This is a genomic window from Nostoc cf. edaphicum LEGE 07299, from assembly GCF_015207245.1.
GTDB classification, from domain to species: Bacteria; Cyanobacteriota; Cyanobacteriia; order Cyanobacteriales; family Nostocaceae; genus Nostoc; species Nostoc edaphicum_B.
In genome coordinates, this window is record NZ_JADEXF010000093.1 from 1 (window position 1) to 8,594 (window position 8,594).

5 protein-coding genes are annotated in these 8,594 nt (G+C 39.1%); all 5 read left to right on the forward strand.

Going from position 1 to position 8,594, the window contains the following annotated elements; genetic code table 11:
- Nucleotides 1-284: 284 nt before the first annotated feature.
- The 5 genes from IQ229_RS04450 to IQ229_RS04470 all read left to right on the forward strand — a co-directional run bounded on the left by IQ229_RS04450 (nucleotide 285) and on the right by IQ229_RS04470 (nucleotide 8,460).
- Nucleotides 285-2,516: a GumC family protein gene (locus IQ229_RS04450; protein WP_194041643.1), complete on the forward strand. Its 2,232-nt coding sequence runs from the start codon at nucleotides 285-287 to the stop codon at nucleotides 2,514-2,516.
- A gap of 813 nt (nucleotides 2,517-3,329) precedes the next feature.
- Complete coding sequence (hepC, locus tag IQ229_RS04455) at nucleotides 3,330-4,049, forward strand: heterocyst development glycosyltransferase HepC (protein ID WP_194041645.1); 720 nt, start codon at nucleotides 3,330-3,332, stop codon at nucleotides 4,047-4,049.
- Between the two features lie 193 nt (nucleotides 4,050-4,242).
- Nucleotides 4,243-6,093, forward strand: coding sequence for a heterocyst formation ABC transporter subunit HepA (gene hepA / locus IQ229_RS04460; RefSeq protein WP_194041647.1), 1,851 nt, complete (start codon nucleotides 4,243-4,245; stop codon nucleotides 6,091-6,093).
- Nucleotides 6,094-6,272: 179 nt separating this feature from the next.
- Complete coding sequence (locus tag IQ229_RS04465) at nucleotides 6,273-7,433, forward strand: glycosyltransferase family 4 protein (RefSeq protein WP_194041649.1); 1,161 nt, start codon at nucleotides 6,273-6,275, stop codon at nucleotides 7,431-7,433.
- A 34-nt stretch (nucleotides 7,434-7,467) separates the two neighbouring features.
- Entirely contained in the window at nucleotides 7,468-8,460 is a 993-nt protein-coding gene (locus IQ229_RS04470) for a glycosyltransferase family 2 protein (RefSeq protein WP_194041651.1), read from the forward strand.
- The last annotated feature ends 134 nt before the right edge of the window (nucleotides 8,461-8,594 follow it).

Below are 8,594 nucleotides of genomic sequence, written 5' to 3' on the forward strand. Positions count from 1 at the left end.
AGTCATTAGTCATTAGTCATTGGTCATTAGTTATTGTTTTTTGGTACATACTTTACTTTCAAAGTAGGTAAAAAACTTTCTGATATCGGACTAATTTAAACCACGTTATTGTTGATAGACGTGGTATCTCAAGGAATATGGCTCTGGCGTTGCAGTTTTATTTCTAATCTCTTTCCACTATCAGATTACCTATTTATTTGCTCTTTCCTCATTGGCAGTTCGTAAAAAAATAGGTATTCTTCGGAGAATCTCTTAGCGTAAGTCTTGAAGACAAGGATATAAAAGTGGTTCAAACTAGTCTAAATCCTCATCTAGCTCCAGTTTCTGAAAGTGAACCAAGTTACGGGCAAATGTTTGCCGTATTTGTGCGGCGATTCCCTTGGTTCTTAGCAGTATTAATTAGTTCTATTGCTATTGCTAGCATAGTAACTGTAAAAACAAAGCCTACTTATAAAAGTTCTATGCAACTGCTAGTAGAACCTAATTATCAAGGTAAAACGGAAGGTGGTGCGGGGGTAGACAATCAGTTTACTGACTCTAGCGTGGTCATAGATACTGCCACTCAGCTTAACTTGATGCAAGGTTCGGGACTCATCCAGAAAGCAGTTGATAAACTTCAGTCTAATTATCCAGATATAACTTCAGCCGAAATTAAAGCTTCTTTGGTCTTAACTCAAATCAGGAGCAAAGAAGATAATGTCGCTACTAAAATCTTTCAAGTTGAATATACTGCTGGAGATCCTGAGAAGACCCAAAAAGTTCTGGATGCAATTCGACAAGTTTATCTGGAATATAACAAACAACAACAGACTTCGCGTTTACAAAAAGGTCTGCAAATCATTAGGGAACAGTTAAGTAAAGCCAGTGAAGAAGTAAACGCATCTGAGACAAATTTACAAAGGTTTCGCAGAAATCAGAACTTAATCGACCCAGAGTCACAGGCCAAAGCGATTGAAACAGCTTTGAACAATCTTTCCCAAGAAAGACAGACAACTCGTGCTCAGTATGGAGAAGCTTTAGCACGCCAAAAATCTTTAGAAGAACAACTTAACCGTTCTCCTCAAAATGCTCTAGTTGCTTCTCGTTTGAGTCAGTCTACTCGCTATCAAGGCTTACTAAACGAAATCCAAAAAAGCGAATTGGCATTAGCACAAGAACGCTTACGCTTTACAGATCAAACTCCGAGTGTGCAAAAGCTCAAAGAACAGCTTCAAGGCCAGAAGGAATTATTGCAACAAGAAGTAGGAAGAACTTTAGGCGGAAAATCTGCTGGTGCATTCACTTCTGGAGACTCTCTTCTCGAAAAAGGACAGCTGGGCCAAATCGATCTCAGCCTTGCTGGTCAATTAGTAGAAACGCAGACAACTATAGTTGCTTTAACTGCTCGCGATCAAACTTTGGCTCAGAAAGAAAACGAGCTACGTTTGGAAATCAAACGCTTCCCGCCTCTGTTGGCTTATTACAATCGGATGCTACCGCAGTTGCAATTTAGTCGTGAAAGATTAGAGCAGCTTTTAAGAGCAGAACAACAATTACGGCAAGAACTTTCCAAGGGTGGATTTAATTGGGAAGTGGTGGAAGATCCCCAAAAAGGCGCACAATTAGGCCCCAATCTCCAACAGAATTTGCTGTTAGGTGCTGTAGTTGGGTTAATGTTAGGAGGCATTGCTGCCTTTATTCGCGAATCGGCTGATGATGCAGTTCACACCACTGCTGAATTAGAGAAGCAAATGGCCATGCCGTTGTTGGGAACAACTCCCAAATTACCGCCAGCCAAACCCAGAGAATCAATGATCAAGTTGCCTTTTGGTAAGCCAGAAGTTCTCGCTCCGTGGACGATTCAGGTATTGCAATCTCCACCGCGTTGGGAATCGCTGGATCTGATTTACAAAAACATTGAACTTTTAAATACTGTTACTAATTTAAAATCTTTGATGATTACCTCGGCTTTAGCGGATGAGGGTAAATCAGCTTTGGCGTTGGGTTTGGCAATGAGTGCTGCTCGTTTACACAAAAGGGTACTGCTGATTGATGCCAACTTACGCGATCCCAGTTTGCACCATCAACTGAATCTTCCTAATGAGCAGGGGCTTTCAACTTTATTGGCAAGTGATACAACTCTACCCAACCAGATTAGTCTTCAATACTCAGGTTCCGCCTACATCGATATTTTGACTGCTGGCCCCAAACCTACCGACCCAGCTAATCTGTTGAGTTCCCCGCGGATGATGCAATTAATGGCAGCATTTGAGGAAAACTATGATTTGGTTCTGATAGATGCGCCTCCAGTTCTCGGTTTGGTGGATGCCATGCTTACCGCATCATCTTGTCGTAGTGTGATTATGGTGGCAAGCATTGGTATTGTGACGCGAAGTCAGCTTAATCAAGCGACAGCTATGCTGAGTAAGTTAAATCTGATTGGGGTTGTAGCTAATGGGGTATCAAACTCTAGTAGTAATTACGTACCCAATGTCAAACAACAACAATTGGCTCTGCGACAAGCTGTAGAAAAATAGCTAGTACGGCTAGATGATAAATCCCCGACTTCTTAGAGAAGTCGGGGATTTTGCGTTTTGCATTTTTTCTCGTTTCTAGCCTCTGGCTAGAAATGCTGGTCATTGGGCTGCTGCCGCGAGTAAAAGAGGCAAAGCCTCAAGGACGAGCATTCCCAGTCTGAGACTGGGAACGAGACAATCTGCTAAAAGCTTTTTCTAGATTGGCTTTTACCTTAAATTGACAGCAATGATTTATCAATTACCTCTACGTTTTAATGAACCAAATTGAATTTTGTTGCGATCGGGAAGAATTTAGTATATTTATGCTATCTTTATGATTTTTCAGAGAAATCACTGACTCTTTAAAGAATAAATAAAGAAGTTATTTGAGCGATCGCTATTTCTACAGAGTCTTATATTCTAGAGATTAAAGCACCTTCATAAAGGCTAGAAGACAAGAGCAGACTGGTTTTTCAAATCTATCGAGACAATGAACACCTCAGCGTAATTAAAGGTAGATATAGATTCATGGGTAATTTCCCTCTACACTTCTCTACTGTCAGTAGTTTCCGGAAAATCAAGATTTGCCCATGAATGTTAATAGTAGCGGTGATTGCTACCTATGTAATTAGTATCTGTCTAATTTGTAAATCTCTACACCAGCAGAATTTTACGCAATACGTGCTTGGCTGAGTGGCAAATACTATAGCATATTTTTGCGCTCAATTCTCTCTAACTTTTTGGACTTACAACAAGATTCGGATTTGGGTCTTTGGCATTGATAGCCTTTGATAACGCTTCAGTAATTCACTCCTGTATAAACCCAAAGACATTATGACAACTTCAATAATTCCAACTCTAGAGAATTTATATGATGTAACCCAGCCACACCAGGATAATCGTGGGTACTGCACACTCCTGTGGCGGGGAGGTAAGCTGTTGGTGAAGCCGCTTGGAGGAGTGAAACAACCATATCTGGCTTCATTAGATAGTAAGCGATCGCTAGTAGAATGCTTACAACATTCTCCAGTAAGTTTGGTCAGCATAGATCCAAAATTGGGTGAGACTTGGCTCAAATTTTGGGCAGATGCATGTGAAGCAGCTCAAAAACCAATATTCCTAAGCCTACCCGCTGGCAAAAAACTTCCTAACCAACCCTTCAGACAATTGCAGCGAGTAATTGATTGGATTGCTGCTTTCGTATTGCTGCTATTAGTAAGTCCGGTCATGTTGGGATTGATTGTATTAATGCAAGTTTACTCGCCAGGGTCACTTTTTTGTCATGAATGGCGTGTTGGAGAACGGGGTAAACTTTTTCAAGCGATGAGTTTTTGCACCCACAATAACACATCGCTAGGGCGTTGGATGGGGAAATACAATCTCGACAATCTGCCACAGTTATTTAACGTGCTACGCGGTGACATGAGTTTAACCGGATCTCGTTGTTGGACTTTGGAAGATGCAGTACAGCTAAATAAATTACCAGAAATTACAGCTTCCTGGGAAGTAGAGGCACAGTCTCATCTGTTACATCTGGATAGCCAAACTCTGTAATTTATCGGTGCGATAATTGATGATTTCATTTATCGCACTGAGGCTAAAAAAATTATTTATGTAGCATCCGGTTCTAGATAATTAGTTTTCCAAACGCGATAAATCGCATCTCTACATCAGGGTTTTAGGCTTATATGGACTGCATTCATCTATAGAGGTCTATCTACCTTGCCAAACTATTATGATAAAATCCATGAATTTCCAGCTTCCTCAACCACTCAGTAATCTGCTTAAAGCTAGTAGCTTTTGGCAGGACAACTATTTGATATTGCGAGAATTTAAACACTTTCGTAAAATTGCAATTTTAGCTCTAGTTTTCTCAATTTTGGCAGCAACCTTTGAAGGTGTAAGTATTGGTTTTTTACTTTCCTTTTTGCAAAGCTTAACTAGCCCTAATGCTCAACCTGTTCAAACAGGAATAGAATGGTTCGATCTTTGGATTTTGGGAGCCAAAACATCAGCAATTAATCGTTTGTATCGCGTATCTTTGCTGATTTTATTGAGTACTTGGTTACGTGCCACCTTCAATTATTTTTCTCAAGTCTATACTGAATTATCTCAACTACATCTTGCCGATCGCTTACGCAAGCAAATTTTTGAACAGTTACAATCCTTATCACTAAGTTACTTTAGTAAAACTCGTTCTGGCGAACTAATTAACACAATTACTACAGAGATTGAAAGGATCAGACAAGGTTTTAGTGGCGGAGCTTTTTTAGTAACTAGAGGATTAACAACTGTTGTCTATTTAATATCAATGTTTTTAATCTCATGGCAATTGACGATAATATCAGCATTGCTGTTTACACTGTTAGGTGTAGGGTTGTCAAATCTGAATGCTAGAGTTAGAGAATCAAGTTTTGGCATGACAACTGCTAATGCTAATTTTACATCGACAGCCATAGAATTTATTAATGGCATCCGCACTGTTCATTCCTGTGGTACTCAAGAATTTGAGCGTCAGCGTTACTATAAAGCTAGCGATAAAGTAATAAGTAGCACAACAAAAGTTGTATTTACCTGGACACTTGTGAAGCCAATTGCCGAAGGAGTAGCGACTACGGTATTGATTGGAATGATTATTTTGGCATTCACTAGTCTTGTCACTAATGGAACGCTACAAGTTGCTTCTTTGCTAACTTTTTTCTTTGTACTATTTCGCTTTATCCCATTTGTTCAAGATATTAATGGCACCAGAGCATATCTTAGTACTTTACATGGTTCAGCAGACAATATTAAAAATCTGTTGACAAGTGATGAAAAATATTACTTTCAAAATGGCAGAGTTGAGTTTAAGGGATTAAACAGGTCAATAGATTTAGTATCTGTAGATTTTGGCTATGATGATGAAAATCTAGTGCTGCATAATATTACCCTAACGATTGAAAAGGGAAAAATGACAGCGTTAGTCGGATCGTCTGGCGCTGGTAAAACAACCCTTGCTGATTTGATTCCCCGATTTTATAATGCTACAGATGGATATCTTTACATTGATGAAATGGATATCCGGCAGTTTGAAATTAACTCTCTCCGTCGCAAAATAGCTGTTGTCAGTCAAGATACCTTCATCTTCAATACTAATGTTTGGCAGAATATTTCTTACGGCACTCCAGAGGCGACAAATGAAGAAATTAAAGAAGCTGCTAAATTAGCGAATGCACTAGAATTTATTTTAGAAATGCCCGAAGGTTTTGATACCCAATTGGGAGATCGGGGTGTTAGGTTATCTGGAGGACAAAGACAACGAATTGCTATTGCACGAGCCTTACTACGGAACCCAGAAATTTTAATTTTGGATGAAGCAACTAGCGCCTTAGATTCGCTATCTGAGCGCTTAATTCAAGATTCATTAGAAAAGCTATCTGTAGGTAAAACAGTAATTGCGATCGCTCACCGTCTTTCTACTATTTCTAAAGCAGATAAAGTTGTAGTTTTAGAACAGGGACGGATAGTAGAGCAAGGTAAGTATCAAGAACTATTGGAACAAAAAGGTAAGCTTTGGAAATATCATCAAATGCAGTATGAGCTAAGGCAGCCAGATTAGAAACAATATCCAGTACTCACAACATATTCATCGGCTGTAAATCTCTACAGCCGTAAACCCCTAAACATCTGTCAATAAGTTTACCAAACTAATAGTAAAATAATAAGCTTTTAAACACTTATTATCCCTACAAATAACTTATTCAAGTTAGTCCTATATACTTAAAATTTCTAGAAAATATGTCCCAGGAAACCTTTGACAAAGACCTAATTTATCAATGCTCAAGTTTCGGTGTCGGTGGGAGTGGAGGTGTTGAAACTTATTTAGCTTCTCTGTTTGAACATCGACCACCTGATGTTAGCGATCGCGTGATAAAATCACTTAAAAATATCGATCAAAGACAGTTCAAACTGCTGCACATCCACAGTCCAGATTTGCTATTGCAGCTTACAGGCGAATGTCCTGCTATCTTCAGCGTTCATAATCACTCATTCTACTGCCCTAGCGGCACAAAGTATTTAGCAGAGCAACGGACAATCTGCGATCGCAACTTCTCTTACTTAGGATGTACTTGGGGTAAGTTAGTAGATAGATGTGGTAGCCGTAGACCTTTAAGAACTCTTAGAGAACTTCAAACCACTCATCAGTTTTTAGATGTCTTGGAAAGGCTAAAAGTTACTTTCATTGCGAATAGCGAATATGTGCGGCAAGAGTTAATTCAAAACGGTGTAACTCCTGAACAAGTTATAACGCTACATTGTGGAATCTCTATACCAGAAACAGCAAGTTCACCCCTAAGCTTGGAAGTACATCAAAATCATCGAATTTTGTTTGCTGGACGAATTGTTTCTGATAAAGGTCTGGAATGGTTACTCAAAACCTTAATACATACAGACCCGAAAATTAAACTTGATATTGCAGGTGAAGGTTGGGAACGACCACGGTTAGAAAAGTTAGCAACCACACTCGGATTGAATAAGCGAATCACTTGGCATGGTTGGTGCGATTCGGATCAATTAGATAAACTTTATCAACAGTGTTTTGCAGTTATCTTTCCCAGTGTTTGGCCTGAACCTGCTGGTCTTGTAACTCTGGAAGCATACTCTCGCTGTCGCCCTGTAATTGGTAGTGCAGTCGGAGGGATTCCAGAACATTTACGAGATGGAGAAACGGGTATTCTTGTTCCAAGCAATAATATCCAAAAGCTGGCTGATGCGATTAATGAATTGTCTAGAGATTATCAAAAAAGCCGATACATGGGTGAGCAAGGTCATACTTTATTGATGAAAGAATTTACAATGGCTGCTCATGTCAATAATCTCCGAACAATTTATGCAAAAACAATAGCTGAATCTCCTTCCAAAGCCAACAAACTATATAGTATCTCTCCAGTTAAATAAGCTGAATTTGTTAAAAATGTCAAGGGAGAAAAATATGTCATTACATCAAGAATGTCAACAACCTTTAGTCAGCATTGTTATCCCCACCTATAATCGACCAGACTATCTCAAGCAAGCGATCGCAAGTGCTATAAAACAAACTTATCAAAATATTGAAATTATTATTTCTGATAATTGTAGTTCCGAAAATCCCCAAGCAATTGTCGCATCTTTTGGTGATCCACGCATCAAATTTTGGCAGCATCCGCAAAATGTGGGGATGTTAGCTAATCAGCAGTATGGCTTTAACATGGCACAAGGTAAATATGTTGCTAGTCTACATGACGATGATATTTGGCATGAAGATTTTTTAGGAAAGCTTGTACCACCGCTAGAAGCCAATTCTGATTTAATTCTCGCTTTCTGTGATCAATACATTATAGATGCTAATGGCATAATTAATCATGCTGGTACCGAAGAAAATACACGCGCTTACAAGCGAGACAAACTAGCAAAAGGAATTTATAAATCTTTTTCCAAAATTGGGTTAGTAGATAAAAGTATACCTACTGCTGCATCTTGCGTGATTCGAAATAATTTGGTGGATTGGTATAGTATTCCCTCAGAAGTTGCGGGGATGTGGGATTTATATTTAACCTATCTATTCTGTATATCTGGTTACGGCGCTTACTATTGTCCAGAAAGATTGACGCGATATCGCGCCCATGAGCAAACTGATACTATGCTCAGTGGTAGTCGAGATGTACAAGCAAAAATTCGTAAAGCGAAAAGCGAAATGTTTTGCTATCAAGTATTTATGGAAGATCCTCGGTTACAGGAATTTAGAACTCATTTTCAACAGAAATGGTTAGAAGCTAATACTACTTTGGGAATTGGTTTGCTACGAAGCGAACAGATAGCCGCAGCACGTCCTTATTTTTGGCAAGCACTGAATCAACAAAAATTTAATGTGCGAACTATGGCAGCACTTAGCCTTAGTTTTACACCGCAATTTCTAGCAAGTAAGTTAATAGGAATATCAAAATAATATCTCAATATCTCTGAGTTAGGGAATTGATTTGTTAAAGAGACCTCTTGCATAAGTTAAATAGACCCCCCTTTATAAAGCTACGTATACACAAGTCTAATTACCCCCCTTAATCCCCCCGATGTATTGGGGGG